This window comes from Haloechinothrix sp. LS1_15 (assembly GCF_033042135.1).
In the GTDB taxonomy this organism is placed as follows: Bacteria; Actinomycetota; Actinomycetes; order Mycobacteriales; family Pseudonocardiaceae; genus Haloechinothrix.
On record NZ_WBXM01000004.1, the window covers coordinates 78,606 to 105,060 of the forward strand.

27 protein-coding genes are annotated in these 26,455 nt (G+C 69.0%); 14 read left to right on the plus strand and 13 right to left on the minus strand.

From position 1 onward, the window contains the following. Positions 1–46: 46 nt before the first annotated feature. Both F8178_RS07690 and F8178_RS07695 read right to left on the minus strand, forming a co-directional pair. Entirely contained in the window at positions 47–709 is a 663-nt protein-coding gene (locus F8178_RS07690) for a hypothetical protein (protein WP_317493992.1), read from the minus strand. A gap of 60 nt (positions 710–769) precedes the next feature. Beyond that, a complete protein-coding gene (locus F8178_RS07695; RefSeq protein ID WP_317493993.1) occupies positions 770–1,384 on the minus strand; it encodes a macro domain-containing protein in 615 nt (204 codons plus the stop codon). A 200-nt stretch (positions 1,385–1,584) separates the two neighbouring features. Here F8178_RS07695 and pheA point away from each other — a divergent pair, with 200 nt between their 5' ends. Then, the gene (pheA, locus tag F8178_RS07700; protein WP_317493994.1) at positions 1,585–2,505 is read left to right on the plus strand and encodes a prephenate dehydratase; all 921 of its coding nucleotides are present in this window, start codon (positions 1,585–1,587) and stop codon (positions 2,503–2,505) included. A gap of 208 nt (positions 2,506–2,713) precedes the next feature. Continuing rightward, positions 2,714–3,331, plus strand: a complete 618-nt coding sequence (locus F8178_RS07705; RefSeq protein ID WP_317493995.1) for a histidine phosphatase family protein — start codon at positions 2,714–2,716, stop codon at positions 3,329–3,331. Between the two features lie 38 nt (positions 3,332–3,369). On the opposite strand, the gene F8178_RS07710 is transcribed toward F8178_RS07705, so the two are convergent. The 3 genes from F8178_RS07710 to F8178_RS07720 all read right to left on the minus strand — a co-directional run bounded on the left by F8178_RS07710 (position 3,370) and on the right by F8178_RS07720 (position 6,296). Continuing rightward, positions 3,370–4,668, minus strand: a complete 1,299-nt coding sequence (locus F8178_RS07710) for an MFS transporter (RefSeq protein ID WP_317493996.1) — start codon at positions 4,666–4,668, stop codon at positions 3,370–3,372. A gap of 208 nt (positions 4,669–4,876) precedes the next feature. Continuing rightward, on the minus strand, positions 4,877–5,227 hold the full coding sequence (locus F8178_RS07715; protein ID WP_317493997.1) for a metallopeptidase family protein: 351 nt from the start codon (positions 5,225–5,227) through the stop codon (positions 4,877–4,879). Between the two features lie 43 nt (positions 5,228–5,270). Further along, positions 5,271–6,296 (minus strand): septum formation family protein, encoded by a 1,026-nt coding sequence (locus F8178_RS07720; protein WP_317493998.1) that lies wholly within the window; start codon positions 6,294–6,296, stop codon positions 5,271–5,273. Positions 6,297–6,374: 78 nt separating this feature from the next. Here F8178_RS07720 and F8178_RS07725 point away from each other — a divergent pair, with 78 nt between their 5' ends. The 3 genes from F8178_RS07725 (at position 6,375) to F8178_RS07735 (ending at position 9,222) form a co-directional block, all read left to right on the plus strand. Then, a complete protein-coding gene (locus F8178_RS07725) occupies positions 6,375–7,280 on the plus strand; it encodes a haloalkane dehalogenase (protein ID WP_317493999.1) in 906 nt (301 codons plus the stop codon). A gap of 77 nt (positions 7,281–7,357) precedes the next feature. Beyond that, on the plus strand, positions 7,358–8,623 hold the full coding sequence (gene serS, locus F8178_RS07730; RefSeq protein ID WP_317494000.1) for a serine--tRNA ligase: 1,266 nt from the start codon (positions 7,358–7,360) through the stop codon (positions 8,621–8,623). 200 nt (positions 8,624–8,823) lie between these two features. After that, positions 8,824–9,222 carry a hypothetical protein gene (locus tag F8178_RS07735; RefSeq protein ID WP_317494001.1) on the plus strand — a complete coding sequence of 133 codons (399 nt, stop codon included), beginning with the start codon at positions 8,824–8,826 and terminating at the stop codon, positions 9,220–9,222. 71 nt (positions 9,223–9,293) lie between these two features. On the opposite strand, the gene lhgO is transcribed toward F8178_RS07735, so the two are convergent. After that, positions 9,294–10,472, minus strand: coding sequence for an L-2-hydroxyglutarate oxidase (gene lhgO / locus F8178_RS07740; RefSeq protein ID WP_317494002.1), 1,179 nt, complete (start codon positions 10,470–10,472; stop codon positions 9,294–9,296). Between the two features lie 182 nt (positions 10,473–10,654). Here lhgO and F8178_RS07745 point away from each other — a divergent pair, with 182 nt between their 5' ends. Genes F8178_RS07745 through F8178_RS07760 form a run of 4 tightly spaced genes read left to right on the plus strand, consistent with a single transcriptional unit; the run spans position 10,655 to position 14,474 of the window. Further along, positions 10,655–11,773 carry a DegT/DnrJ/EryC1/StrS family aminotransferase gene (locus F8178_RS07745; protein WP_396345192.1) on the plus strand — a complete coding sequence of 373 codons (1,119 nt, stop codon included), beginning with the start codon at positions 10,655–10,657 and terminating at the stop codon, positions 11,771–11,773. Positions 11,774–11,825: 52 nt separating this feature from the next. Next, positions 11,826–12,794 carry an NAD-dependent epimerase/dehydratase family protein gene (locus F8178_RS07750; RefSeq protein WP_317494004.1) on the plus strand — a complete coding sequence of 323 codons (969 nt, stop codon included), beginning with the start codon at positions 11,826–11,828 and terminating at the stop codon, positions 12,792–12,794. Next, on the plus strand, positions 12,791–13,279 hold the full coding sequence (locus F8178_RS07755) for an acyltransferase (protein ID WP_317494005.1): 489 nt from the start codon (positions 12,791–12,793) through the stop codon (positions 13,277–13,279). Before F8178_RS07750 ends, F8178_RS07755 begins: the two co-directional genes overlap by 4 nt. Before the next feature lie 10 nt (positions 13,280–13,289). After that, the gene (locus F8178_RS07760; RefSeq protein ID WP_317494006.1) at positions 13,290–14,474 is read left to right on the plus strand and encodes a glycosyltransferase family 4 protein; all 1,185 of its coding nucleotides are present in this window, start codon (positions 13,290–13,292) and stop codon (positions 14,472–14,474) included. A 23-nt stretch (positions 14,475–14,497) separates the two neighbouring features. On the opposite strand, the gene F8178_RS07765 is transcribed toward F8178_RS07760, so the two are convergent. The 5 genes from F8178_RS07765 to F8178_RS07785 all read right to left on the minus strand — a co-directional run bounded on the left by F8178_RS07765 (position 14,498) and on the right by F8178_RS07785 (position 18,582). Then, positions 14,498–15,115 (minus strand): hypothetical protein, encoded by a 618-nt coding sequence (locus F8178_RS07765; RefSeq protein ID WP_317494007.1) that lies wholly within the window; start codon positions 15,113–15,115, stop codon positions 14,498–14,500. Beyond that, positions 15,112–15,585, minus strand: a complete 474-nt coding sequence (locus F8178_RS07770) for a DUF6114 domain-containing protein (protein ID WP_317494008.1) — start codon at positions 15,583–15,585, stop codon at positions 15,112–15,114. The genes F8178_RS07765 and F8178_RS07770 overlap by 4 nt, the downstream gene beginning before the upstream one ends. A gap of 20 nt (positions 15,586–15,605) precedes the next feature. Beyond that, positions 15,606–16,280 carry a DUF6230 family protein gene (locus F8178_RS07775; protein ID WP_317494009.1) on the minus strand — a complete coding sequence of 225 codons (675 nt, stop codon included), beginning with the start codon at positions 16,278–16,280 and terminating at the stop codon, positions 15,606–15,608. A gap of 242 nt (positions 16,281–16,522) precedes the next feature. After that, positions 16,523–17,479, minus strand: coding sequence for a Gfo/Idh/MocA family oxidoreductase (locus F8178_RS07780; RefSeq protein ID WP_317494010.1), 957 nt, complete (start codon positions 17,477–17,479; stop codon positions 16,523–16,525). After that, a complete protein-coding gene (locus tag F8178_RS07785; protein ID WP_317494011.1) occupies positions 17,476–18,582 on the minus strand; it encodes a DegT/DnrJ/EryC1/StrS family aminotransferase in 1,107 nt (368 codons plus the stop codon). Before F8178_RS07785 ends, F8178_RS07780 begins: the two co-directional genes overlap by 4 nt. A gap of 284 nt (positions 18,583–18,866) precedes the next feature. On the opposite strand from F8178_RS07785, the gene F8178_RS07790 reads away from it, so the two are divergent. Together F8178_RS07790 and F8178_RS07795 are read left to right on the plus strand one after the other, a co-directional pair. Then, entirely contained in the window at positions 18,867–19,607 is a 741-nt protein-coding gene (locus F8178_RS07790) for a UDP-N-acetylglucosamine acyltransferase (protein ID WP_317494012.1), read from the plus strand. Further along, positions 19,608–20,603: a lysylphosphatidylglycerol synthase domain-containing protein gene (locus F8178_RS07795; RefSeq protein ID WP_317494013.1), complete on the plus strand. Its 996-nt coding sequence runs from the start codon at positions 19,608–19,610 to the stop codon at positions 20,601–20,603. Here F8178_RS07795 and F8178_RS07800 read toward each other — a convergent pair. Beyond that, positions 20,590–22,689: a DUF6541 family protein gene (locus F8178_RS07800; RefSeq protein ID WP_317494014.1), complete on the minus strand. Its 2,100-nt coding sequence runs from the start codon at positions 22,687–22,689 to the stop codon at positions 20,590–20,592. The two genes, F8178_RS07795 and F8178_RS07800, sit on opposite strands and share 14 nt — an antisense overlap. Before the next feature lie 205 nt (positions 22,690–22,894). On the opposite strand from F8178_RS07800, the gene F8178_RS07805 reads away from it, so the two are divergent. Together F8178_RS07805 and F8178_RS07810 are read left to right on the plus strand one after the other, a co-directional pair. Further along, positions 22,895–23,602, plus strand: a complete 708-nt coding sequence (locus F8178_RS07805; RefSeq protein ID WP_317494015.1) for a lysophospholipid acyltransferase family protein — start codon at positions 22,895–22,897, stop codon at positions 23,600–23,602. 68 nt (positions 23,603–23,670) lie between these two features. Continuing rightward, entirely contained in the window at positions 23,671–24,477 is an 807-nt protein-coding gene (locus F8178_RS07810; RefSeq protein WP_317494016.1) for a hypothetical protein, read from the plus strand. A 39-nt stretch (positions 24,478–24,516) separates the two neighbouring features. Here the strand turns inward: F8178_RS07810 and F8178_RS07815 are convergent, their stop codons facing one another. Further along, positions 24,517–25,332, minus strand: a complete 816-nt coding sequence (locus F8178_RS07815; protein ID WP_317494017.1) for an HAD family hydrolase — start codon at positions 25,330–25,332, stop codon at positions 24,517–24,519. Between the two features lie 239 nt (positions 25,333–25,571). Between F8178_RS07815 and F8178_RS07820 the strand changes: the two genes are divergently transcribed. Further along, complete coding sequence (locus tag F8178_RS07820) at positions 25,572–26,453, plus strand: LLM class flavin-dependent oxidoreductase (protein ID WP_317494018.1); 882 nt, start codon at positions 25,572–25,574, stop codon at positions 26,451–26,453. The last annotated feature ends 2 nt before the right edge of the window (positions 26,454–26,455 follow it).

A 26,455-nucleotide genomic window follows, 5' to 3' on the forward strand; every position in this document is an offset into this window, starting at 1 on the left:
GCCGGACGCACGATCGGCCGACGTGGGCGGTGTGCGCTGTCCTGGCTTACCGCTGGCGACCGAGCAGCCTGCTGACTCGCTGCGGGAGGCCAGGAAGGCGACGGTACCGCAGCACGAGCACCGTCGCGGCCGCCAGTATCGCTGCCGCGAACACCGCCAGCACGGTGGTGGTGACGACGCCGAGGTGCGTGATGAGCCACTCCACGATCTGCCTGCTGCCCGAGGTGGGATCCGCCAGTACGATCGCGACGAACACCGCCGCGAGCACGGTGGCACCGCCGAGCACGAGCCTGCCGTGCCAGCTGTTGAGCTGGGTCTTCTCCCGCAGGACCCGCCCGGCACGCAGGATCCGTCCCACCCGCAGGATGCGCAACGCCCCGATGCTCAGTACGAGCCGCAGTATCTGCACCGGCCCGATCGCGAACACGACAGCAGGCACCGTCAAGCACGCCACCGTCAGCATCAGCTTGTGCGTCCGGATCCACGCGAGGATGTCGCCGCTGAGCAGCAGCAGGATGACCGACTCGCCGACGAGTACGATCATCGACGCCCAGTTGAGGACGGTGCCGACCTGGGCCGCGGTGCCCTCGCCCATCGCCAGGAACACCGCGGGCACCGATACCACCGCGGCCAGCACCACGGGCACGGTCAGCTGCCGCTCCACCCGTTCCGCTCTGGCGTCGCGCGCCGATCGATCGGAGGAGGTCATCGGTTGTATCGTACGGTGCGCTTCCCGCGGTGGGATCGGCTCGAGATCCCACGGCACGCTCTAGGTAGCCCGACCGCCGAAGCAGTCGTGCCACGCCGCCGCGACGTGTCGCGCGCAGTTGAGCGGTTCCACCCCGCCCACGCCGGTACCCAGTCCCGGCATCGCGATCACCGAAATCGCGTCGCGGGCGGCCACGCCCGGCTCCACCTCGCTGTCCCGCCAGAACTCGAACACGGCCCGGGCGGCAAGGTACGGGTGGACGGTGTCGGTTGGCAGGTGTTCACCGGGCTCGCGCATGGTGGGGGCGCTGATGAGCCACTCCGGCATCGGTTCACCGGTGCGAGCCGCGACCGCCCTGCCGACCGGCAGCTCACCGCCGTGATAGCTCAGGATGGCGCTGCGAACACGTTGCTCGACCCCGGGAAAGGCCCTGGCGTACACGCTGTCGATGCCGCCGCGCATCCAGCCGTGGGAATTGGCGGGACTGACGACGGCATTCGCGTGCACGTCGAGCACGGAACCGTGATGCACGCGGATACGGTCGCCTGCGGACTCCACGACGCTGTGCCACGCCTGGGTGAGGGCATCATCCACCGAACACAGCACCAGTTCCGGCATGTGCTGCGTGGTTGGCGCCGTCGAGCCACTGCGGGTGGTACCCGAATCGGTGGTCACATCCTTAGGGTGCCAAAAAAACGGGCATGGGTTAACCGACGCGCCCATCTGGCATCCGAGTGATTTCGACGACGAATTTGTACTCAGAGTGATCATTGTCGGTGTCACAGCCACCGGTGAGTCGGGATTCCCGGGCAGCGATTCCGGTTATATCCGGGGACCCGTTACCGTGCTCGCACGCCATTGCGTAACCTGCTGGCGTGCACCGGATTGCGTTCTTCGGTCCGGAAGGGACCTTTACCGAGCAGGCGGCCCGCTCGCTGTCGGGCGGCGAGGCAGCCGCCGAGCTCGTGCCGTACGAGACCATAGCGGGCGCCATGGCGGCGGTACGCGGTGGTGAGACGTCGGCGGCGTGCGTCCCTGTCGAGAACTCCGTCGAGGGCCCGGTCACCGCCACGCTCGACGAGCTCGCCGAGGACGAGCCGCTGGTGGCCGTCGCGGAAGCCCTGCTTCCGATCCATTTCACGGTGCTCGCGCGGCACGACCTGGCGGCCGCCGATGTCCGTACCGTGGCCAGCCACCCCCACGCCCTCGCGCAAGTCCGGGGCTGGCTCTCGGCCAACCTACCTGCCGCGCGGCAGGTCGCGACGGCCTCCACCGCCGCGGCCGCGCTGGCGGTGCAGTCCGGGGAGTACGACGCGGCGGTCGCCGCGCCGGTCGCCGCCGAACACTACGACCTGGCCGCCATCGCGACCGATGTCGCCGACGTGGAGGACGCGCGGACCCGCTTCCTGCTGCTGCAGCGCCCCGGCAGGCTGCCGGAGCCAACCGGCTGCGACCGCACCTCAGTGGTGGCCGCGGCGGCCAACCGCACGGGAGCGCTCTCCGAGCTGCTCACCGAGCTGGCTTTCCGCGGGATCAACCTGACGCGGCTGGACGCGCGCCCCATCAAGGGTGGTTTCGGCGAGTACCGGTTCTTCATCGACTTCGAGGGGCACGTCGCGGAGCCACGTATCGGCGACGCGCTCGCGGCGCTGCGCAGGCGGTGTGCCGTGCGATTCCTCGGCTCGCACCCGCGCGCCGACGGCGTGCCCGCGAGCATCCAACCCGCAGCAGGTAACGAGGACTTCGTCAACGCCACAGACTGGGTAGAGTCGGTGCGGCGAGGCGATACCGCCTGAGTGCCCGGACCGTCGAACCGGGCGGCACAGCGCTGGCCAGCTACCGGTCGGCCGCGAGCAGCTGCCGGACTGTCCGTGCACATGCTGAAACACCGGGTGTCGCGGTGGCGACGTTACTGCCGAGTGGAGTTGGTGGACGGCCCGGCACAGCGGGCGGGGGTACTGGCTCGCAGCTCGGCGACATCGCACCGAGGATTGGACTGTTGACGTGAAGTTGAAGCTCGTCCGGCATGCCGAAAGCACCGCCAATGTACGAAAAGCGATCAATACGAAGGTCCCGGGTCCGCCGTTGACGGACCTGGGGAAGCGGCAGGCTGAGGAGCTGGCCGAACGTCTCCGCGACGAGCCGGTGGAGGCGGTGTACTGCTCGCTGGCCACGCGCGCGCAGCAGACCGCGGCACCCGTCGCCGCGCTGCACGAGCTCGACCTGCAGGTCATCGACGGGGTGCACGAGATCTTCGTGGGTGAGCTGGAGGATGTCACCGACCGGGAAGGGATCGAGGCCTACGCGCGGATCTTCTACCAGTGGATCCAGGGCGAGCTGCAGTATGCCATGCCAGGCGGGGAGAGCGGCTTCGAGGTGCGTGACCGGTTCGTCACCGCGATCACGCAGATCAGGAACAAGCACGAACAGGAACATCCCGATGGCACCGTCGTGGTGGTCAGCCACGGCGGCATCATGCGACTGGGGGTGGAGTTGCTTGCCGAGAACGTGCCGCAGGCATCGCCGCTGTCGGGGCTGATCGCCAACACCGGCACGATCGAGCTCGCCACCCTCGACGGCGGTGGCTGGCGGTGCGTCGCCTGGGACGGATTCGACCTCTGAGGCGAGGCGGTACCCGTCCACCGGACACGTCGGTGGACTCAGCTGGCGGCGCCGCGGGATCCGGCGGTGTTGATCTCGGTGCGGTAGCGACGCATCATGATCAGTACCGCCGCGGCGAGCAGCACCTGGCAACCGCCCGAAACCGCGAAGGTCATGCTGGGGCTGTCCAGGATCCGGGTCAGGAAGCCACCGATCATCGCGCCAGCCGGGATCGAGCCCCAGACCAGCGTGCGCCATACCCCGATGATCCTGCCGAGCAGCTCGTCGGGCACGAGCAACGCCCGTAGCGTGGCCAGGATGACGTTGACGGTGACCACCGCCGCCGCGAAGAGCCCGAACAGGATCGCCGCGAGGATCGGGTTGCCGGTGAAACCCATGCCGGTGAACCCGATCCCGGTGAAGACGATCCCGCCAATCAGGACCGGCATGCGCCGGTAGGCGGCGATCAACCGGGGTGCCATTGCCGCGCCCGCCAACCCGCCGAGGCCGCCGATGAACGCGAACATCCCGAACGCCGCTTCGCTCAGCTCCAGGTCCTCCAGCGCGTACAGCACCAGCTGGGCCTGGGCGAGCTCGGCGAGCAGGTTCAGCGCCGTGGCCACCAACACCAACCGCAGCATGACGGGGCTGTGGCGCAGCCAGCGCATACCCTCGACCAGCTCGGTACGCAGGTGGGTACGCCCCGTGCCCGTCGCTGTGGGGCTCGTGGACGGGGCGCCGTCGCCGGAGTCCGCCCCGGCCGCGGCGGCCCGAGCCCGCCGAGGGTGATAGCTGCCGAGCAGGCCGAGCAGCAACACCGCGGCGACCGCGTAAGCCACCGAATTCAGCAGGAAGGGAAACGCCGCGAACACCGCGAACGTCAAGCTCCCGACCGGGCCGCCGAGGAAGGTCTGGCCGACGATCTCCACCGACTGGAGCTTGCTGTTGGCGCTTTCCAACCGCTCGCGGCGCACCACCGAAGGGATCAGCACGTTACCCGCGGTGTCCGCGACGGTCTCCGCGGTGCCGATCAGCAGCGCCGCGGCGTAGACCACCCAGATGGAGATGGAGTCGACGTAGACCAGCCCGGCGGTGCCGCCCACTACGAGCGCGCGGGTGATGTTGGCGATGATCATCGCGCGCTTGCGATCCACCCGATCGAGGAACGCGCCTGCGAGGACGCCGAACAGCAACCACGGGAGGAACTGGGTCGCCGCGAGGCCGGCGATGAGCACGGGATCGCGGGTCAGCGTCGCCGCGAGCAGCGGGAACGCGACCTTGCCGATACCATCGCCGAGCTGGGAGAGGGCGCTGGAGGACAGGAGCCAGTTCAGCCGCTTCTCGCTGGAGCTGTGCACCGCGTTCTGGTCAGCCTGCTGAGCCAGAGTTTCCTCCTCGCCACCGAGTCGTCTCAGGTCGAGCCCGCTGTCTATCGGCCGGTTACCTGTTAGCTACATCATGGTTCCACGACGGGGTGTCATTGTGCACCGCCGGAAAGTAGCAACGCTTAGTACTCGCTAAGGGGGAACGAGTCACGCCGGTCCGGCCCCGATCGGCCTGGTTCGATCAGCCCCAGCCGAGCTCGTGGAGACGCTCGTCGTCGATGCCGAAGTGGTGTGCGATCTCGTGCACCACGGTAATGACGACCTCGTTGACGACCTCGTCCTCCGAGTCGCACATCGCCAGGATCGGTTCACGATAGATCGAGATCCGATCCGGGAGCACCCCGCCGTAGTCGTGCATCCGGTCGGTGAGCGCCACACCGTGGTAGAGCCCGAGGATGTGCGGCTCTTCCTCGTTGCGTTCCTCCACGAGCACCACCACGTTGTCCATCGCGGCGGCGAACTCGCCAGGGACCTGATCGAGCGCTTCGGAAACCAGATCCTCGAAGCGCTGGCGGGGCATCTCGACCGGCATAGATGTCGCTGATTCGTCGGTGGTTCGCTGGCTGTTGGGGTGCTTACTCGCTGTCGGTGTCGTCGCTGTCGTCGGTACCGCCGGAATCCTCCGTGTCCTGGCCGTCCTCGGCATCCGCCGCGACGCTGCCGGTCACCGGGGCCAATCCCGACTCGTCTTCAAGGACCCTACCGACCTTGCAGTTGACCAACCGGGAGCCGGCCTCCCAGCTGGCCTCCTCGCGAGTGTCCCACGCGACGATCAGGTCGTTGTCCGCGAGATCCATGCCGTCGGTGTAGGAGTCGGCGTGTTCGGCGCATTCGGTGTCGAGCCAGGACATCTGGTCGGACTCCGACGGGTAATCCTCGCCGAACTCCTCGGCCAGATCGACCACCGCGATCATCTCGTAGGAGTGCGGCTCGGCACAGTCGACGGGATCACCCACGGTGTTGTCCTCCAGGCCGAGGCAGGTTCCCACATCCCAGACATTCGACTGGTCCAGCCCGGCGACCGAGGCGGTCATCGGCTGTGGCTCGCCGCCCGGCGCCAGCCACCACAGGCCGCAGTGCACCAGGCGCTGCCCGGCCTCCCAGTCGGTGTCGTTCGGGAAGATCGCGCTGACCTTGAATCGCCCGTGGGGGTCGAGCCCGCTGTCCAGGTAGGCATCCGCAGGCTCGGTGCACCGCTCGTCGACGATCTCCTGCCACTGGTCCATGTCCGGTGGGGGAGCGTCCGAGGGGTAGTCGGTCGATACATCGATCACCGCGGTGACCTCGAAGAGATGTTCCTCGTCACACGGCACCGTGCGCATGTCGCGTACGTCACCCTCTGACCACGTCACGCAATCGCCCTGTGACGCGGAGAACGCGGTTTCCAGCGGTGGGGACTCCTCATCGGTGTCCTCGTCACCCTGCCCTTGTTGCGCGCTGCCGGGCGCGCTCGCTTCCGGTTCGAAGGGTGCGCTGAACACGAACGTCGAGGTCAGCGCCAGCATGGCACCGATAACCGCGCCGACGAGCAGCAGCCGCGCGTATGTCTGGCGGCTGTGCATCCGTAACCGGTCGGTCTCGGGCCACATCTCCCCCATCATGCCTCACTGATACAGCAGGCGGTTCCCGCAACGGGCGATCGGTGACATGGTCGTCGCGCGTGCGACTAGCCTGAACCAATGCGATCTTTGAGAACCCCGGAGGACCGCTTTTCGGCGCTGCCCGGCTTTCCTTACCAGCCGAGCTACGTTCAGGTCGCCGACGCCGACGGCGGTTCGCTGCGCATGGCCTACGTCGCCGACGGTCCGGCCGACGGTCCGGTCGTGCTGCTGCTGCACGGCGAACCCACCTGGTCGTACCTCTACCGCAGTGTGCTGCCGGTGCTGGCGGGCGCGGGGATACGGGCGATCGCCGTGGATCTGGTGGGCTTCGGTCGGTCGGACAAGCCGACCGAGGTCACCGACCACACCTACGCGCGGCACGTGGAGTGGGTACGCTCGCTGGCTTTCGACCGGCTGGACCTGCGGGACGTCACGCTGGTGGCGCACGACTGGGGTGGGCTGATCGGGTTGCGGCTGGTCGCCGAGCACCCCGAACGGTTCGCGCGGCTGGTGGCGGCCAACACCGGCCTGCCGACGGGCGAGCAGCACATGCCTGAGGAATGGTGGTGCTTCCGTGAGGCCGTGGCGACCGTCGATGAGCTAGACATCGGGAGGTTCGTGCAGGCGGGCTGCCTGTCGACGCTGCCGGAGGAGGTGCGAGCGGCATACGATGCGCCGTTCCCTGACGAGCGGTACAAGGCGGGGCCCCGCGCGATGCCGCAGCTCGTTCCGGTCAGCACGGACGACCCGGCCACCCCGGCCAACCGTGCCGCGTGGCGAGTGCTTTCCCGCTGGTCGGGGCCGGTGTTGTGTGCCTTCTCCGACGGCGATCCGATCACCAAGTCCATGGCGCCGGTGCTGCGCCGGTCGTTGCCGGGGGCGGCGGGCAGGGAGCATCCCACCCTCGCTGGAGCGGGGCACTTCCTGCAGGAGGACGCGGGGGAGCGGTTGGCGCGGGAGGTAGCGCGGTTCGTCCCTCGCTGAGGTGGGCCAGGGCGGGCACACGCCCGCCCTCCGGGGCCGGGCGCCGTTCCTGCTGCTGGCGGGATACGCTGCACCCTGTGATCGACCCACGGACACTCCGCGAGGACCCGGAGGCGGTGCGCGCGTCGCAGCGCGCCCGAGGTGAGGACACCGGGCTCGTCGACCGCTTGCTCGAGTTGGACGAGCGTCGGAGGTCGGCGATCACCCGCGCCGACTCGCTGCGTGCCGAGCAGAAACAGCTCGGCAAGCGGATCGGGCAGGCCGCGGGTGAGGAACGCGAGAGCCTCCTTGCGCAGGGTAAGGACCTCGCCGCGCAGGTCAAGGAGGCGGAGGCGGAGCAGGTCGAAGCCGAGGAGGCGTTCCGCGAGCTGCAGGCCGGACTGCCGAACCTGGTGCACCCGCAGACCCCTGCGGGAGGTGAGGACGACTACGTCGTGCTCAAGCACGTGGGAACCCCGCCCACGTTCGACGGCGATCCCGCGGACCATCTCGATCTCGGGGAGCGACTGAGGGCGTTGTCCACCGAGCGCGGCGCGAAGGTGTCCGGCGCTCGCTTCTACTTCCTCACCGGCGTCGGCGCGCAGCTTGAGCTTGCGCTGCTGAACCTCGCGGTGGCGCAGGCGACCGAGCACGGTTTCCAACTGATGATCCCGCCAGTGCTGGTGCGCCCGGAGATCATGGCTGGCACCGGCTTCCTCGGCGAGCACGCCAGCGAGGTCTACCACCTCGAGCAGGACGACCTCTACCTGGTGGGCACCTCGGAGGTCTCGCTGGCCGGCTATCACTCCGACGAGATCGTCGACCTCGCGGGCGGCCCGTACCGTTACGCTGGCTGGTCGACCTGTTTCCGCAGGGAAGCGGGGTCGTACGGGAAGGACACCCGCGGCATCATCCGGGTTCACCAGTTCAACAAGGTGGAGATGTTCGTCTTCTGCCGTCCCGACGACGCCGAGTCCGAGCACGAGCGGTTGCTGGCCGCCGAGGAGGAGATGCTGGCCAAGGTCGAACTGCCGTACCGGGTGATCGACGTGGCTGCAGGCGACCTCGGCACCTCGGCCTCCCGGAAGTTCGACTGCGAGGCGTGGCTGCCGAGCCAGCAGACGTACCGCGAGATGACCTCCACGTCGAACTGCACGACCTTCCAGGCCCGCAGGCTCAACACCCGCTACCGCGACGCCGACGGCCGCCCCCAGCCCGCCGCCACGCTGAACGGCACGCTGGCCACCACCCGCTGGCTCGTCGCGATCCTGGAAAACCACCAGCAGCCGGACGGCTCGGTCCGTGTCCCCGAGGCGCTCCGCCCGTACCTCGGCGGCCGCGAGGTGCTCGAACCGGCCGGCTGACCGCCGGGGGTGCGAGCCGAAGGACTCCTCGGGTACCGGATATGTACCGAAGGGGCCCTTCGGCTCGCACCCGGGCTGTCACACAGCGGCGTGGTGTTCCGCCCCGATGAGGTGACGTGTGGTTCGCATCGGGCTGTATCGCCATAACCTGGAGTGACGGGGATCACAGGCTGGTACCTCTAGCCGGACGGAGGGTAGCGATGCACCGACTGACGCGCGCCACCACAGCCATACTGAGCGCACTCGCGCTCGGCACCATGGGAACCGTCGCGCCCGCAGCGGCGTCGGCGGTGCCGCTCGACCGCACGGACGGGTCGCTGACGTGCACGTATTCCATCAACACCAAGGCAAACAAGGTATCGGGGAGCTGCTCGGGCACCACGTCCGTCGGTGCAGCGAGCGGCTCGTTCTCCGGGCACGTGCGGCCAAACGGGCTCGCGAGCGGCAGCATCACGCTGCACACCCCGCTGGGTTCGCTGGAAGGTGAGTTCCGCGGCAAGCCGTTCAAGCCCGCCCCACCGACCAAGGCCAAGGGCGAGTGGTCGGTCTCGGCAGGCAAGACCGCGCTGTCCGGCACCTTGAAGGCCACGATCCGCTGACCGCCGGGGTGCGAGCCGAAGGACTCCTTCGGTACACGATGTGCACTCGAGGACCCCTTCGGCTCGCACCCTCACAGCGCGTCGGCCACGTACCGCGCGATCTCCAGTGCGCTGGTCGCGGCCGGGGACGGGGCGTTGAGCAGGTGGACCTGGCCGGGTGCCTGTTCGATGAGGAAGTCGTCGACTAGCGAGCCGTCCGGCAGTAGTGCCTGCGCGCGCACGCCGGCTCCCAGCGGGACGATGTCGCGGGGACCGATCGCTGGTACCAGGCGGGCCAGGCTGGCCGCGAAGCGGCGCCGCGACAGCGAGCGCCGCACCTCGTCCAGCCCGGTCGGCAGCGCGTACCGGCGGGCGAGCCGCCACAGGCCCGGGAAGCGGGCGATAGCCGCGAGATCGCGGGCCGAGATGTCGCGCCACCGGTAGCCCTCCCGGTGCAGCGCGAGCACCGCGTTCGGCCCGGCATGCACACTCCCATCCAGCATCCGTGTCAGATGCACCCCGAGAAACGGCAGGGCCGGGTCGGGAACCGGGTAGATCAGCCGACGCACCAGATCCCTGCGCTCCGGGCGGAGCTCGAAGTACTCGCCGCGGAACGGCACGATGCTCGCCCGAGGGGTGAACCCGGCCATCCGGGCAACCCGATCGGCGTGCAACCCGGCGCAGTTCACCAGACCGTCCGCGCGCACCGTGCCCGAGGGGGTCGCCACCTCGATGCCGTCCGGCCCGCGCCGCGTGATGGCCAGCGCGGGTGAGCACAGCCGCAGCTCGGCTCCTGCCGCGGTGAGCTCGGTCGCCATCTCCCGGCAGACCTCGCCGAAATCGATGACAGCCGTGGACTCCACCCGTAGCGCCTGGACGCACCGCACCTCGGGCTCGTACTCCCGTGCCTGCTCCGGGCCGATCAGCCGTGCGGGCACCCCGTTGGCGGCTGCCCGCTCGGCGAGCACGTGCAGTGCGGGCAGCTCGGATTCGGTGGTGGCGACCACCAGCTTGCCGCACACGTCGACAGGAAGCTCACGCTCGCGGGCATAGGCCACCATGGAGCGGTTCCCGGCCACGCACAGCCGTGCCTTGAGCGAACCTGGTTTGTAGTACAGCCCGGCGTGCACCACGTTGGAGTTGCGCCCGGTCTGGTGTGCCGCCCAGCGGCCCTCCTTCTCCAGGACGGTCACACCGGTACCGCGTCGCGCCAGCTCGCGCGCCACCGCGAGCCCGAGGATGCCGCCGCCGATCACTACCACTGTGCGCACAGCCAGCGAGCGTATCGACCGGGCCGCCGCCACACACCCGCGGAGCCGAGGTGACCGCGGGCGGCATACGCTGTGGGCGAGCTCGCACCGGAGGGCGATGGGACAGGAGGGTTATGCCCGATTCGTACCCGGAGCCGGTTGAGACCCCCCCGGTTGAGACCGCCCGCGGTGAGGACGCGCCGATCCCGATCGGCAGCCCGACCGTCGGGGAAGCCGAGCTGGCTGCCGTCGCCGAGGTCTTCCGCTCGGGGTGGCTGGCGGGGTCCGGGCCTACCTGCCGCCGGTTCGAGGAGCGGTTCGCGCGCGCCGTCGGCGTGCGGCACGCGTTGGCCACCAGCAGCTGCGGCACGGCTCTCCACCTCGGCCTTCGGGTGCTCGGCGTGGCGCGGGCCGACGAGGTGATCGTCGCCGATTACACCTTCCTCGCCACCGCGCACGCCGTGGTGCACGCAGGCGCGACGCCGGTATTCGTCGACGTGCGAGGTGACACCGGCACGGTCGATCCGGATGCGGTGGCGGCGGCGGTGACGTCCCGCACGGTGGGCATCATCGCGGTCGACGTGGCGGGCCAGCCCGCCGATTACGACGAGCTCGCCGCCGTGGCGCGGCGGCACGGTCTGTGGTTGTTCGAGGACGCCGCCTGCGCGGCTGGTGCCACCTACCGGGGCAGGCCTGCGGGCAGTCTCGCCGATCTCGCGGCCTTCTCGTTTCACGGCCGCAAGGGCATTACCGCCGGTGAGGGTGGTGCGTTGGTGTCCGACCGCGAGGAGCTGATCGAGCGTGCGCGGCGGCTACACAGCTACGGCATCGTCCCGGCGATCGAGCGGGAAAGCGCCACGGGACTCCCGGTGCCGGGGTGTGAGGAAGCGGGCTACAACTACCGGCTCTCGGACGTGCAGGCAGCGATCATGACGGCCCAGCTCGACCGGCTGCCCGGGTTGCTTGCCTCGCGGCGCGCGGTGGCCGAGCGCTACCGCGAGGGTTTCGCGGACCTGCCGGGCGTCACACCCGCCGTGGAGCTGCCGGACCGGGAGCACGCGTGGCAGGCCTACCACCTGACCGTGGCGTGTGGTGAGGAGCGCGACCGGATCGCCACCAGGCTGCGGGAACGTGGCATCGGCTGCGGCTTCGGGACCTATGCCTGCCACCTGCAACCGGTTTACGGCTCGGACCGGCACCTGCCGGTCTCGGCGCGGCTGCTCGCCACGCGGCTGGCAATTCCCATGCACGCCAACCTGACCGGAGCTGAAGTGGACCGAGTCATCGGCGAGGTGCGCAGCGCGGTCGCCGGTTCGCCGTAACGAGTATGCCCGCGCGGCGGGACAGAGGAAAGCGAGAGGGAGAGGCACTGGCATGACGGCCAAGAGGGTGTTCTTCACCGGCGGCGCGGGGTTCATCGCCTCACACACGATCCCGCTGCTGCTGGAACGCGGCTACGCGGTGCGGATCTACGACAACATGCGGCGTGGCGACCGGGAACGCACCGAGCGGTTCATCGCCGAGTCCGGCGGCAGGGTCGAGCTGGTCGAGAAGGACGTCACCAACGGTGGTCCGGTTCGCGAGCACATCGCTGGCTGCACCCACGTGATCCACTTCCCGACGATGTCGATCAACAAGTCGATCGCCGACCCGCACGAATCGATCTACCTGAACATGATCGGCAACAACAACGTCTTCGCCGCCGCGGCCGACGAGGGCGTGCGGCGGCTCGTGTTCGCCTCGACGGCCTCGGTCTACGGCAACCCGAAGAAGCTGCCGATGCACGAGGACGACGAGCTCGAGCCGCTCACGCCGTACTGCATCAGCAAGCGCGCCGGTGAGGACCTGCTCGGCTTCTACCAGCGCCACAAGGGACTGTCCTGGAACGCGCTGCGGTTCTTCAACGTCTACGGCCCCGGCCAGAAAGTCGAGGCGTACTACACCTCGGTGATCAATCACTTCCTGCAGCGGTTGCGGGCGGGCCAACCCCCTGTCATCGACGGCAAGGGTGAGCAGTCCATGGATTTCGTGCACGTGCACGACATCGCCAGGGCGGTGGTGGCGGCGCTGGAGAGCGAACGCTGCGACATGCCGATCAACATCGGTACCGGTATCGACACCTCGATCTCGACACTGGCCAAGTTGCTGATCGACGCGGTTGGCGCCGACGTCGAACCACAGTTCAACCCGAGGGATGTGCTGGTTGCCCGCAGGGCCGCGAACATCGACAGGGCCAGGAACGTGCTGGGCTGGGAGCCGACGATCACCGTGGAGCAGGGGATGGCCGACCTGGTCGCGGCCACCGCCTCGGAAGCGCGGGACGGCGCGGGGGACGGCGAATGACAGGGGAGGATTTCGCCGCGGCGTTTCATGGCGAGCACGGGATCCCGCCGAACCCGTACAACACGCACGCTCGAATCACCGGCGATCCGGTGATCGGGGAAGGTACCTGGATCGGGGCTTTCACCGTGCTGGACGGTGGTGGCGGGTTGCTGCGTATCGGCACGGGATGTGACATCGGTGTCGGTTCGCAGATCTACACCCACAGCACGATGAAGCGCTGCGTTTCCGGCAGGGCGTACAACACTGTGGACACCGAACCTGTCTCCATCGGCGATCATGTTTTCATCGCGCCGAACGTGACGATCCTGCCGGGTGTCAGTGTCGGCGATTCCGCGGCTATCGTCGCGGGGTCGGTGGTGACCAGCGACGTCGCGGCCCGGTCGATCGTCGCCGGGGTGCCCGCCCGGCCGATCGGGCACCTGGAGATCGACGGCGCGGACGTTCGCCCGGTGTACTACGCGTCATCGCCCGACCGGCAGGAATAGGAGGGCGGCAGTGCGGATCGCGGTGGTCAACAACTTCTACCCGCCACGCGTCGGTGGCAGCGCGCACTTGTCGGAATCGCTGGCGCGGGGGTATGCCGCGCGGGGACACGAGGTGCTCGTCATCACAGCCGAGCACGCGGACGCGCCTGTCGATGAGGTCGCAGGCGGCGTGCGGGTGGTGCGTCTACCCGCGGTGAAACTCCCCGAGACCCGGCTGGCGGTGAACTTCGACATCGCGTTCTGTGCCAGACCCTCGCTGCCGCGCAGGATCCGGGAGCTGCTTGACCGCTTCCGGCCCGACGTGATCCACCAACACGGCCAGTTCTTCGATCTCACCTGGGCCACCGGCCTGTGGGCGAGACGGAACGGTGTACCGGTGCTGCTGAGCGTCCACACGAGACTAGAGAGCCCGAGTAAGCTCTACCAGGTTGTGTTCTCATTGCTCGACCGCTGGGTCGTCGCCCCGTTCATGCGTCGGTACGTGCCGACGTTCGTGGTGATGGACGAGCAGATGCGCGACTACATCCACACCAAGTACCGGGGCGGGATCTCGGGAACGGTGCACACCCCGATCGGGGTCGATCCGGATGCGGTGCGCGGCGGAGACCGGGCCGTGATGCGGCAGCGGCACGGTATCGGGGACGCGCCGGTGATCCTGTCCACAGGACACGTGATCCCGCTGCGGGACAGGATGACCCTGATCGAAGCGATGCCCGCGGTACTGGCGCGGCTTCCTGAGACCAGACTGGTGGTCGTCGGCGGCGTGTACTACGACGCGTTCCTGCGGCGTGCCAGGGAACTCGATGTCGAGCACGCGCTGATCGTCACGGGTGCGGTGCCGAGGTCCGACATCCCGCATTACCTCGCCGCCGCCGACATCGAGTGCCACGACCTGCACGGCTACGGTTTCGGTACCGCCAGCCTGGAATGCATGGCCGCCGGGCTGCCTGTGGTGTCGGCGGTGCGGGAGGACAACTTTGGGGATATCAAGCTGATCGACAGGGTGAACGTCCACCTGGTACCGCCGCAGGATCCCGAGGCGCTGGCGGAAAGGCTGGTGGAAGCGCTGAACGACCCGGTCCAGGCACGTTCGATCGCCAGGGCGGGCGCGGACCTGGTCGACGCGAACTTCACCATGGACGCGGTGATCGACAAGCACGTCGACGCGCTACGCAGGCTGATCCCCGGCAGGTAGCGAGGATCCTCCGGCAACCGTGGTCACAGCAGGCAGGTCGTCAGACCGTCGCCGCCGTCCGGATCGTCGGCGTCGCCGTCCATCGGCGGGAGCGGGATGTGCCCACCTCCCACTTCGAGGGACGGGTCCGGCATGGAGATCTCGGCGCCGTCCAGCGCGTGCAGGCCGACGGTGACGTCGGTGAAGCTCATCCACGGGAAGCTGGCAGGCGGTGGGTTCTCCGGCGAGTAGTCCACCTCGTAGGTGATCAACCCGTCGATCATCTTTCCCGTCAACCGCCGCAGGTACAGCTCGGTGCGCTCGCCGAACGCGGTGTCAACGTGCACCCGTGGGGTATCGATGCGTATCGCGGGATCATCCGGCAGGGAGATCGTCGCGTCGTCGATTCTCAGGCTGCTCGCTTTGAACTTCAGCGACTCGACGGGGCCGTTGACGGTGGGGAGCTCGACGACTCCGTCGTAGCACAGCCCGGACAGCGACAGCTTCGATGCCGTGATCGTCGTCGGGATCTCCGGCACTACCGGCCCTTTGGTGTGTTGTGCCTGCAGGGCCGGGGCCTGCCCGGGAAGGAGGGCGACGACGATGACGCCGACCAGTCCGAGCACGAGCAGGCCGCGGCCCCGCATCCGCGCAGTACTCACGCCGCCCGCGACAGTCCGGTCCCGGTCTGCTTCGCGCTCGCCGGTGCTTGCCCCGGCCCGGTGGTGTCCGCGTCACCGCGGTCTTGGATCGCGGACAGACGACCGGGAGCCCACGACAGCGCGAGGGTGGCCGAAAGCAGCCCGAGGAGCAGGCCGATACCGAAGCCGCCGAAATTGGCGGTGACCAGCGAGGTCAGCGAGGCGACCATGATCAGTACCCCGCACGGGATGCGCACCTGCGGGCGCACCCACAGTGCGACGGCGCAGCAGGCGATCACGGTGCTGAGCACGATCGACGACACCCCCCCGAGGGTGGCGATGGTGAGCATGACGTCGCCGATGTTCACCGACAGCACCGGCGGCCCGAAGATAGCGATGGCTGCCAGGATGCCGAACACCCCTGCCCAGAACGGGCGGGTGCGCCGCCAGCTCCGGAAGCCGCGCCAGGCGCGGGCGAGCATCTGAACCATGGTTCCCTCCCGAGATCCGGTCATCCGCAGGTGTTGCCGGTGCCTTGCCGCGCGGAAACGCTCAGGCCGTGTGCCGTGAGGGTGCCCGCGTTGATCGCCCAGGAGTCGCCGTCCAGGTTGGTGGCGCTCAGTCCGGAGGCGTCGAGGGCGGCACTGCCCGGCTGGCCGGTGGCCTCGCCGGGGCCGGACTCGACCTGTGAGGCGTCGATGCCCAGGTGCGCGTCGTTCAACGTCAGACTCTCCGCCCGCAGATCACTGACGTCGATGATCAGGTTGTCGCCGTCGACTCCGCCTGGGATGTCGAGCTTGACCGACACGGCGTCCAGCACCGGAAGGTTGTTCACTACGAAGCCGGTGCAGAAATTGTCGATTTGGGTGCTGCGCAACCCCATGGTGGCCGCCGCCTTGGTGCCGTCACTGCTGTTGACCTCGTTTCCGTAGAGCACGAGGCCATTGCCTTCGAGCCTGTCGGCGTCGATCTTGAAGGTGGTCCCGGCGACGGCGAACGAGGCTGCTACAGCCCCCTGGGCCATAGCCGTCACCAGCAGACCTGCCGCCACCCCGCCCACACCGAGAACGGCGACGAACCGGCGCCACCGCGTGTGCCCGGTGCTGCGGCGACGTTCACGGCGGTCGTGCAACCGGGTACGGGCACGCGAGATCAGACCTTCGGAACCATGCTTGCCGTTACTCAACTGACTCCACCCTCACGCTGTCATTCACTCCACCGATCGTGCGCGTTGCGTGATGCGACTACGCACGGGCCGCAATTCTTCCCAATGTTCTCCTGGCTAAATCCACACGATTGGGTGTATTGTTACCGTAGAGTTACTTAGCATACAAGTAGAACTTGTTGCTGAATAGCATTCGTGTAATGAAATTTCTTCACAAAAAATCATTATCAGCGAGATATCTTCCTGTCCTGACGGCGTGGTCTTCAGCGCCCTGCTTGGGTGAGGACACTCGAGACCACCAGGTGTGATGGCAGGATCGAGTCACGTTCCGTGACCGGGTCGCCGGTGCCTTCGACGAGGTCGAGGAAATGATCGAGTTGGCTCGCCAGCGGCTCGCGGACGGTGAGCAGCTCCGGGATCTCGATGACCGTCTGCTGCCGGTACCCGCGGCCGCCGTCGGCAACGCCTTCGTGCGAGACATGCCGGTAGATCGTCACATCCCTGCGGAGCAGGTCGATCTCGATGAGGCGATCGAGCTCGGCCACGGTGAGCGTGCGGACCTTGCGCTGCCCGATCCGGGAAGCGGAGACGGCTGCGAGTCCTTTCTCGAAGGACAGCACCGCTTCGAGCGTGTCCTCGGCGCCTTCCAGCGACTGCGGGTGGAAGTACCCCGCGGCCGCGGTGGTGCTGTGTGGCGCTACCCCGCCGAACAGCTGGATCGCCAGGTCGACGTCGTGAACCAGCAGATCCCACGCGACGCCGGTCTTGATGCGCGCGGCGTACGGGCCGTGACGGGCACCCCTGACGTGGATCGGCTCACCGAGTAGGGCGCGAGCGGTGATCACCGCCGGGTTGTACCGCTCGAGCAGCCCGCACATCAACGGTATGTCCGCTGTGGTCGATCGTTCGATGATCTCCCGTGTTTCGGTGATGCTGCTCGCGACCGGTTTCTCGATCAGCAAGGGCTTTCCCTGATCGAGTACCTCGATAGCAAGTGTATGGTGCATCTCGGTTGGAGCGGAGAGGATCACCGCGTCCGCATCGGACAGCGTATCGATCTCCGGGGTCCAGTCGACGGCGAACCGGTCGGCGATCTCCCGGCCCGCGTCCTCGCGGGGATCGACCACGCGCACCAGCCGGGCACGCTCGCTCTGCGAGATCACCCGCGCGTGCAGCGCCCCCATGGTTCCGGTGCCCACAAGGGCCAGCCTGTGTGTCATGCCCCGAGCGCCTCCCGTACCGCCGTGACGATCACCCGCACCTGCTCACCGGTCAGTGCGTGGTGAACCGGAAGCGACAACACCTGCCGTGCGGCGGCCGCTGCCACTGGAACGTCGTCGAGCGAGGTGCCCGCCACCCGCGGGTGGGTGCGGTAGCAGTCGTGATCGAACACCAGTCGCGGGTAGTGGATGCCGGTCTCGACACCCCGCTCGGCAAGCGCCCGCGCGAGCCCGTCCCGGGTCAGCGTGGCGTCGCCGGTCAGCCGCACGGTGTACTGATGCCACGCGTGCTCGCAACCGGGTGCGTCGCCGGGCAGTATCAGCCCGGGAGTCCCGGCGAGCCCTTTCGACAGCGCCGCCGCGTTGTGCCGCCGGGCAGCGACGAGCTCCTCCCGCCGGGCGAGCTGGGGGATGCCCAGCGCGGCGTGTAGTTCGCTCATCCGGTAGTTGTGCCCCGGTATGGCATAGGAGTAGTGGGCGCGCATGCCGTGGTTGCGCAGCAGCCGCAGCCGGTCGGCGAGCCCACCGTCGTCGGTGGTGATCATCCCGCCCTCGCCGGTGGTGATGTTCTTGGTGGCGTACAGCGAGAAGCAGCCGAGGCCGAACGAGCCGACGGGTGCGCCTCGGTAGGTGGCGCCGAACGCCTGCGCGGCGTCCTCCACGAGGTGTAGCCCGTGGTCGGCAGCCAGCGCGGTCAGCGCGTCCATGTCGGCGGGCTGGCCGTACAGGTGTACCGGCAGCAGCGCGGCGGTACGCGGTGTTATGGCCGCCGCGACGCCGTCGGGGTCGACGGTGAGGTGCTCGGCGTCGAGATCGGCGAAGCGGGCTGTGGCGCCGGTGGACAGGATCGCGTTGAGCGTGGCGATGAAGGTGAACGGCGAGGTGATCACCTCGTCGCCCGGCCCGATCCCGAGGGCCTGTAGCGCGGCAACCAGGGCGGTGGTGCCGTTGTTGACCGCAACCGCGTGCCGGGTCCCCGTCCCTTCGGCGAACCCCTCCTCGAGCTGCCGCACCAACGCTCCCTGCGCGAGTTTCCCACTGCGCAACACCTCGATGACGAGCGATTCGGCGTCGGTGACGTCGACGGCCGTAACCGGGATCATCTCCACCCTCGCTCTCGGTGTGCGGCGCGCGTTCTCGGGTACGGTTGGCGCCCGGCACGCGGCAGCCGGATGCGCGGACGTGCGCTACGGTACCCTCTGCCCGCATGGCCGCCGACGTACGTCGACGACCCCTGCAGCGGGCCGTGCCGACCGCACCGGATCAGCGAAACCCGCCGGAAGCGGCGGTCCCACGACCACCGGGCACAAGCGACGATCCGGACGAACGAGCCGGTTCGGGCGGATCCGGTGCACCGAGTCGAGCGAAGGGAACGGGGGCCGACGCTGTGTCCAATCGCATCCACCACACCGCGGTGATCGGCGACGGTGTCGAGCTGGGCGAGGGCAACGTGATCGGGCCCTACGCCGTCCTGCTCGGTCCCGCCGTGATCGGCGACGGTAACTGGATCGGGCCCCACGTCACCATCGGCACCCCGGCCTCGGACGACGCCGCGCCCCACCCCGCCGGATGGGAGCCGGGCGCGGGCCGCGGCGATCCCGAACGCGTCGGGTACGGGGTGGCGATCGGCAACGGCAACGGCATTCGCGAGTACTCCAGCATGCACCAGGGCACCTGGCGGACCACCCGGCTCGGCGACAGGGGGTACCTGCTGCGCGGCGTGCACCTGGCGCACGACTGCCTGGTTGGCGACCGGGTCGTGCTCGGCTCGAACGCGGTTCTCGGCGGGCACGGTGAGGTCTGGTCGCACGCCAACCTCGGGCTCGGCGTTGTGGTGCACCAGCGCCGCCGGATCGGGCCGGGGGCGATGGTGGGCATGGGGGCCGCGGTGCGCTCCGACGTGCCAGCCTTCACCGTCAGCGTAGGGGTACCCGCTCGCGTGACGGGGGTGAACCGCACGGGCCTCGCCCGCCTCGGGGTGGAACAGGAAGCGATCGCGGCGCTGGAACCGTTCCTGCTCGGGCAGCGCGACGACGAGCCAGCCGCGTTCCCCGACGATGGGGTGCTCGGCGAAGGACTGACGGACCTGCTGGCCTCGTGGCACGCGCGCCAGGAACGGAGCGGGTAGATGGCCGGGCACACCGCAGCGGGGACAGCGGCCGGTACCGCGCCCGCGACGCGGGCAACCGGCACAGTCGGCAGGGCGCGGGTGATCACGGCGCTGCGCGTGCTCGCGGTCGTTGTCGTCGCCGCTTTCGCCGTGTACTACCTGCACCAGCATTGGGACGAGTTCTGGGAGACGATCGCGGGCATCGCCTGGCAGTCCTCGGCGCTGTCGCTGCTCGCGCTGTGCGTAGCGATTGGGGTGACCACCTACGGCTGGCACGTCATGGTGAACGCGTTCGGCCCGGCGATCGGCTACCGCACCGGGGCGCAGATCTTCCTCGTCGGTCAGCTCGGCAAGTACGTCCCCGGTTCGGTGTGGCTGTACCTGCTGCAGATGGAGCTCGGCAGGCAGGCGGGCCTGTCCCGCGCCCGGGTCTTCGTCGCCACGCTGGTGCACATGGGTATCGGGCTGGTGATCGCGATGTTGGTCGGGGTGATCGCGTTGCCGGTCATCTTCGACACCAGCCCGAACGCGCGATGGGTGCTTGTGCTGCTGCCGATCGGCTTGATTGCCATGCACCCGAGGATCCTCAGCTGGGCGGTCTCGCTGATGCTACGGATCCTGCGCAGGCGGGAGCACGCCCGTCGGCTGCGGATGGCGACGATTGGCAAGGTCGTCACCGCCTCCTCAATCGCCAAGCTGCTGCAGGGGCTGCACCTGTGGCTGCTGGCGAACGCGGTGGGCACGCCGGGTTGGCTCGGCCTGTTGCTGTGTATCGGTGCGATGTCGCTGGGGATGGCGGCCGGTACGGCCGCGCCGATTTTCCCGGCCGGGGTTGGCGCGCGCGAGGGCGTGATCGTGGCGGTGCTGGTGGTCAGCGGGATCTCCGCCCCGCAGGCGGCGGCGTTCGCGGCGGCCTCGCGTGTGATGTTCATCGTCGCCGACCTCATCACCGCGGCAACCGCGGTGGTGGCCGCTCGCGGTAGCCGACAGCGCGCCCGGCTCATCCCCCGGTAGGACGTTGGGCGATGTCCGGCTGCCGGGGTGGGTGTTCGGCCGGTTTCTCGGTGATCTCGTAGAGCGTCGCGGCCTCGTTGCGGAAGACCGATTCGAGGAAGGGCAGCTCGTCCAGCCCGGTGAGGCCGGGCTGGCGGTGATCCCCTGGTGGGAGTCCCAGGTGCCCGTGGGTGCCGACGATGACCCAGCGGATGTCGAGCTCTGCCACAGCGGCCCGCACCTGCGGGTCGGTGGCGTAGTCGGCGAAGCGCTCCGCGAGCAGCTCGGCTCGCGGCGGCTGCCAGGAGTCGTCGTAGTGCGCGGCGACCGAGCGCACCCCGCTGATCGCGTAGGTCCACACGGTGCCGTCGTGCCGGTTGTTCAGCGCCCACTCGTCCGGTCCCGCTCGCTTGCCGAGTTCGACCATCGCCTCGACCTCGCCGTCGCTGACGGCCATGTGCGTCGGGTCGTCCGGGGGTGGGTTGCCGTAACGTGGCCCGATCAACGCGGCGTTGGATGGCGCGTACAGACCCTGACTGAGCACCGCGAATCCGGTGATCACGACGGCGCCGAGCGCGCCGGCCCGCGCGGTGGCGCCCCACCTCCGCTGCCACTGCCGCCGCCGCGCCCACCGCGCGAACGCGTCGCGCAGCACCGCTTGCACCTCTGCGAGGCCGTGCGCGGCCAGCAGCGTCAGCGGGATCGCCGCCATAGCCATGAACCGGAACGGGTCGTTCCACCACGGGCGGGTCAGGTCGAGCACCAGCGGGTGATCCGAGACGGCCACTACCAGCCATGCCAGTCCGGTCAGCAGCGCGGCCCCGGCGACCCACCGCAGCTCGCCGAGCCGGTGAACGAACGCTAGGCCACACAGCAGTGCCAGTGCCAGCCACAGTTGCGCCGTCCCCTCGGAGTGCGGCGAGGGGATGAGCTGGAACGTCAGCAGGGCCTGGACGGCCTCGCCGGGGCCGAACGGTGCTGGCCACCCGTCGTAAGGGAACCCGCTGCCGGTGCGGGCAAGCGCGCCTGCCACGTGGGGCGCGCCGAGCAGCACACCGGCGGTCGCCGCCCCGGTCAGCGCGGCCGTGTCCCTGCTGAGGGTGCCGTGCCCACGGGTACCGAGCCACCGTTGCGCCAGCACCGGCAGCGCGAGCAGCATCGCAGTCAGCAGCGTGGCCGGGTGGATCGCCAGGAGCCCGGCCCCGCACAGCGCGAGCACGAACCCGGTGTCGATCCCGCCGCGTTCCAGGAAACGCCGTAGCACCACGATCGCGACCGGGGTCAGCGACAGCCCGAGCAGGAACGGCAGGATCGGACCCCGCGCCATGGAGATGTAGAGCAACGGTGCGGGGGCGGTCGCGACGATCGCCGCGGTGGCGGCCAGCACGGCGCGGCCCCGGAACGCGCGCACCAGCCCTGCAAACGACAGCGCCAGAACCCCTGGCAGCAGCACGGTGTTGGCGTTGACGATCGCGGGCACGGTCGCACCGAACGGCTGGGCGAGCTGGTAGGCCAGCGCGGCTACCAGGTGGTAGGCGTGCGGGTACAGCAGGCCGCTGCCCGGTGACTGCCCGGCGCCGTCGCCGTCGAACCGGTTCACCGTGGTCATGCCGGTTACGCTGCCGTCGCCGGTGTCGGCGAGGTACCGGATCCCGTTGGCGTGGAACGGGGCGTCGAAACCCTGCGAGATCGCGCCGAGCGTGCCGAGGCCGCGCAGCACCACGTACCCGCCGATCACGGCGGCCAGCAGCACGCTGCAGGCCACGGCCGCGGTGGCTGCTCGCGACCACGGTGGCCGTCGCGCCGGATCCCGCCTGGCGTGGGCGCCGCTCGAGGCTCGCCGTCCGAGCAGATGCGCGGCCAGCGCGAGCGCGGCGGCCATGGCGGTGGCCGCAGCGAAGGTCGGCACCGTGAACTCGACCCGCGCCAGAGCCAACCACGGCCCGGTGATGCCTGCCACGGCGAAGGTCAGCAGCGGCGCGACCGTCGCCAGTGTCCAGCCGCGGAGCCCGGCGGCCAGCCCCACGAGCGCGCCAGGCGCGAGCATGACGGCGACATAGATCGCGACCGTGGCGGCCGCCGCGGCGGTGCTCATCGTGATCGGCACGCTGCTACGTCCTGCTGGAGTCTGGGTGTCCACGGGCCGATCCGGCCACTTGGACGTCGGTGTTGACCCGTACGGCCCTTCCGAGCCATGGGAGTGGGAGCGATCGTACTCCATACGGAGTATGCGACACGGCCGTGTGATGGACAGCCCCTCTGGTGGGCGGTGGCGACGGGAAACAGAACCTACGGTCGCGTAGCCTGGCGGCATGGCCGAGATCGTGTACCCGCCCGTAGTGCTGGCATGCAAGACGATGTTCCGGGTACTGGATATCCGGACCCGGATCGAGGGCGCCGGGAACATCCCTCGGTCCGGCGGGGCCGTCATCGCCTGCAATCACGTGAGCTATCTGGATTTCATCTTCTGCGGGCTCGGTGCGCAGCCTGCTGATCGCCTCGTGCGGTTCATGGCGAAACGGGAGATCTTCGCCAACCGGATCGCGGGTCCGTTGATGCGGGGCATGCACCACATCCCGGTGGACAGGGAGGCTGGCCAGGCCTCCTACGCCGAAGCAGTCCAGCGGCTACGCGACGGGCAGGTGATCGGGGTCTTCCCGGAAGCGACGATCAGCCAGTCGTTCACGGTCAAGGGACTCAAGACCGGTGCGGTGCGGATGGCCGCCGAGGCGGGCGTTCCGCTGGTCCCGATGGCGGTATGGGGCACCCAGCGGTTGTGGACCAAGGGGCGACCGCGCAGGTTGGCCCAGCGGCACGTGCCGGTGGAGATCCACACGGGGGAACCGATGCATCCCGGCCCGGCCGACGACGCCGACACCGTCACCGGGCAATTGCGCGGCAGGTTGCAGGTACTGCTCGACCGTGCCCAGCGGGTGTACCCGGACGCCCCTGCGAACGGGACCGATCCGTGGTGGTTGCCCGCGCACCTGGGTGGTACGGCACCGGCGCCGGAAGCGTGACGCCGCAGCGCGGTCCCGGGAGCCGGTAGCGGGCCAATCCGCGCGCGGGCCGGTCTCGAACTATCGGTATGAGCTTCGATCTGGCAGATTACGCGCGGCAGGCCGCTCCCGTACCGTACGAGGATCTCGATTACGACGCGTTCGGTCCCGACCCGCTGTCCGAGGGAGCGCTTCGCTGTATCCGGTACATGTGCGATGTGGAGACCCATACCATCTGTTACCTGCGGGACCTGCTGGTGACGCCGTCACATCAGGATCCCGAGGTGACGACGTTTCTGACCATATGGGCCTACGAGGAGTACTGGCACGGGGAAGCGCTCGCGCGGGTTCTCGACGCCCACGGCATCCCCACCGGCAACACCCACATCCAGACGTTGCGGCAGGGGTTGGGGTTCAGGGACAAACTCGCTCCCATCAACCAGTCCATCGTCGCCAACGTGCTCGGCGAGGATTTCGTGGCCGTCCACATGACCTGGGGTGCCATCAACGAATGGTCCACCCACGCCGGCTACGCGCGGCTCATCGAGCGGGAGCAGCACCCGGTGCTCACGGAGCTGCTCACCCGTATCATGCGGCAGGAGACTCGGCACGTGGCCTTCTACGCGACCCAGGCGCGGCAGCGGCTGGACCGGTCAAGGAAGGCGAGGTGGCTGACCCGGTCGGCGCTGCGGGCCTTCTGGGCACCGGTCGGTTCGGGTGTCATGCCCAGCAGCGAAACCGACTACGTGCTGCGCTTCCTGCTGGGCGGCGAGTCCGGGCAGCAGGTCGTGCACCGCATCGACGAGAAGATCCATCGCCTTCCCGGCCTGGACGGGATGAACCTCGTGTCGAAGGCGGCACGCGAGGTGGGCGTGCCTGGCGCGCTCGCGGCCTGAGCGGGGCATCGCAGGTCACGCTAATCGGGATGGCCGGACTCAGAACCAGCGTTCGAGCACCTGGGCGACGCCGTCCTCGGTGTTCGGGCCGGTGATCTCGTCGGCCACTTCCAGCACCGCGGGGTGGGCGTTGGCCACGGCGACCCCGTGCCCTGCCCAGCCGAGCATGGCGACGTCGTTGGGCATGTCCCCGAAGGCGATCACGTTTCCGGGGTCCACGTCGAACCAGTCGACGATCTCGGCGAGGCCGGTTGCCTTGGTCACCGATACGGCCGAGATCTCGATGAGCCCGCCGTTACTGGAGTAGGTGACCGCCACCGAGCCGTCCAGCACACTGGTGGCTGCTGCCGCCATCTCCTCCGAGGCCATCCGCTCGTCGCTGACTAGCAGCTTGATCGCCGCCGTGCCGAGAACGTCGGCCCGAGAGCCGGTGTCGCACTCGGTGTCGTCACCCCACGGGTTATGGAACGCGCTCTCGGTCACGATCCGGGCCACGCTGCTGTCGGTCGCGCTCGTGCCCACCCGCTCGGCCCCGAACCGGGCGCGGGGCAGGACCCCGACGATCGCCTCCGCGGCGTCCCGCAGCGTCACGGGAGGGAGGTGCCGGGTGCTGATCACCCGGTCGGCGGCAATGTCGTAGATCACCGCGCCGTTGGCACAAACGGCGTAGCCGGTGATGCCCGCGGGGTTCGCGATCGGCGGGATCCACCGTGGCGGCCGCCCGCTGACGAGCACGAACGGCACGTCATCCTGATGGACCTGCCGCAGCACGGCTCTGGTGCGGTCGGTGAATCGCTCCAGCGGCGTGACGAGCGTGCCGTCCACGTCGGAGGCGATCAGGTGAGGTCGGTGCACGGTGCTGGTTTCCGCTTGTCGATTCGTCGCGTGCGCTCGGCACCGGCCGAGCCTGCCCGGGTATGCCCTTCGTCGAGATGCCCTGCGCGGGAGCCGGTCGATGCCCCGGATCTTCACGGTACCGCCGCGCACGCACCGGGGGTGCCGGTGTGGCAAAGATCGCAGTTCAACGGGTCGCGTTACGGTAACGGCGAGGTGGGGATCACCCGCGTGAGGCAGAAGCGATACGGTGGCCTGCCGTGCGGGTCGGCATCGTGATTCTGACGGAGGACAGATGGTGGTCGGGCGAGCCCAAGTGGCGGGGAGCCGAAGAGCTGGGCTTCGATCACGCGTGGACCTATGACCATCTCGGCTGGCGCTCGCTGGTCGACGGTCCGTGGTTCGCCGCGCTCCCGACACTGACCGCGGCCGCGACGGTCACCGAGCAGATCCAGCTGGGAACGTTCGTCGCCACGCCGAACTTCCGGCATCCCGTTTCCTTCGCTCGCGAGTTGATCACGCTGGACGACATCTGCGACGGTAGGCTGATCTGCGGCCTGGGGGCAGGGGCGAACGGTTACGACCGCACCGTGTTCGGCCTCGAGGAGCTCAGCCCCGGGCAACGTGCGGAACGCTTCGGCGAGTTCGTCGAGTCGCTCGACGGGCTGCTCACCCGGGACGGATTCAACTACCAGGGCTCGCACTACACCGCTGTGGCGGCGCGAAACCTGCCGGGATGCGTGCAGCATCCGCGGGTGCCCTTCGTGATCGCCGCCAACGGTCCGCGCACGTTACGGTTGGCCGCCCGCTTCGGTTCCGGTTGGGTCACGACCGGATATCCCAGCGATGACCTCGACGCCTGGTGGGGCGGCGTCGCCACGCTCACCTCGGAATTCGAGCGTGCCCTCGAACAGGAGGGCAGGCAGCCCGGGGAAATCCGCCGCTATCTGAGTCTTGACGCGGCTCCGGTTTATTCGCTTACCTGTGTAAACACGTTCACGGAGGCTGCAGACAAAGCACACAAACTGGGGTTTACCGATGTCGTCGTGCACTGGCCGCGTTCCGGCGAGCCGTATGCCGGCCGGGAAGCGGTCCTCGAGCGCGTCGCCGACGAAGTACTCGAGGAGGTCCGGGATCTGTGAAT

Bases quoted from the DNA above. Each gene is read 5' to 3' on its own strand.
- F8178_RS07785 (WP_317494011.1), bottom strand. From the start codon at position 18,582: ATGATCCCGGTTACGGCCGTCGACGTCACCGACGCCGAATCGCTCGTC.
- F8178_RS07720 (WP_317493998.1), bottom strand. From the start codon at position 6,296: ATGATGGGGGAGATGTGGCCCGAGACCGACCGGTTACGGATGCACAGC.
- F8178_RS07715 (WP_317493997.1), bottom strand. From the start codon at position 5,227: ATGCCGGTCGAGATGCCCCGCCAGCGCTTCGAGGATCTGGTTTCCGAA.
- F8178_RS07750 (WP_317494004.1), top strand. From the start codon at position 11,826: ATGACGGCCAAGAGGGTGTTCTTCACCGGCGGCGCGGGGTTCATCGCC.
- F8178_RS07780 (WP_317494010.1), bottom strand. From the start codon at position 17,479: ATGACACACAGGCTGGCCCTTGTGGGCACCGGAACCATGGGGGCGCTG.
- F8178_RS07690 (WP_317493992.1), bottom strand. From the start codon at position 709: ATGACCTCCTCCGATCGATCGGCGCGCGACGCCAGAGCGGAACGGGTG.
- F8178_RS07810 (WP_317494016.1), top strand. From the start codon at position 23,671: ATGAGCTTCGATCTGGCAGATTACGCGCGGCAGGCCGCTCCCGTACCG.
- F8178_RS07725 (WP_317493999.1), top strand. From the start codon at position 6,375: ATGCGATCTTTGAGAACCCCGGAGGACCGCTTTTCGGCGCTGCCCGGC.
- F8178_RS07805 (WP_317494015.1), top strand. From the start codon at position 22,895: ATGGCCGAGATCGTGTACCCGCCCGTAGTGCTGGCATGCAAGACGATG.
- F8178_RS07795 (WP_317494013.1), top strand. From the start codon at position 19,608: ATGGCCGGGCACACCGCAGCGGGGACAGCGGCCGGTACCGCGCCCGCG.
- F8178_RS07755 (WP_317494005.1), top strand. From the start codon at position 12,791: ATGACAGGGGAGGATTTCGCCGCGGCGTTTCATGGCGAGCACGGGATC.
- F8178_RS07735 (WP_317494001.1), top strand. From the start codon at position 8,824: ATGCACCGACTGACGCGCGCCACCACAGCCATACTGAGCGCACTCGCG.
- F8178_RS07770 (WP_317494008.1), bottom strand. From the start codon at position 15,585: ATGGTTCAGATGCTCGCCCGCGCCTGGCGCGGCTTCCGGAGCTGGCGG.